Genomic DNA, 802 nt, shown 5'->3' with positions numbered 1-802 from the left:
GCTAGTAATCGCGGATCAGCATGCCGCGGTGAATACGTTCCCGGGCCTTGTACACACCGCCCGTCACACCACGAGAGTTTGTAACACCCGAAGTCGGTGAGGTAACCTTTTGGAGCCAGCCGCCTAAGGTGGGACAGATGATTGGGGTGAAGTCGTAACAAGGTAGCCGTATCGGAAGGTGCGGCTGGATCACCTCCTTTCTAAGGATATATGAGACGTGACGTTTTGATTTGGTTTTGTTCAGTTTTGACGGTTTAATAACTGTCAGGGCGTTTTACGAAAGTAAAACAGCCGACTATAATTGTTCTTTGAAAACTAGATAAAGTTAGAAGAAGAAAGTCAAGAAAGAACCGAGAATCGCCATTTTAGGATATCTCTTATGAGATATTTTTTGAAAACTACGGCGAAGGAGAAGCGAGGAGTGCAAGGCGCCGAGTTTCTGAGCAGCGGAGTGTACTTTAACGTACATGAGCAGCGCAGGAAACGAAGGCAACGCYGCAATCCGAAGCTTATCGTTCGACGATGGTTAAGTTAGAAAGGGCGCACGGTGGATGCCTTGGCACTAGGAGCCGATGAAGGACGGGACTAACACCGATATGCTTCGGGGAGCTGTAAGTAAGCTTTGATCCGGAGATTTCCGAATGGGGAAACCCGCTGCACGTAATGGTGCAGTATCCATACTTGAATACATAGAGTATGGAAGGCAGACCCGGGGAACTGAAACATCTAAGTACCCGGAGGAAGAGAAAGCAAACGCGATTCCCTGAGTAGCGGCGAGCGAAACGGGATTAGCCCAAACCAA

The 802-nt window shown here is 48.8% G+C and carries 2 rRNA genes; both read left to right on the top strand.

The window, feature by feature from the left end:
• Positions 1-200 (top strand): 16S ribosomal RNA (locus FZC78_RS23345); the annotation flags it as partial.
• Between the two features lie 324 nt (positions 201-524).
• Positions 525-802: ribosomal RNA gene (locus FZC78_RS23340) — 23S ribosomal RNA — on the top strand; the annotation flags it as partial.

The sequence above is a fragment of the Rossellomorea vietnamensis genome (assembly GCF_008180415.1).
Classification (GTDB): domain Bacteria; phylum Bacillota; class Bacilli; order Bacillales; family Bacillaceae_B; genus Rossellomorea; species Rossellomorea vietnamensis_C.
This window is presented reverse-complemented; position numbering and strand designations above follow the sequence as displayed.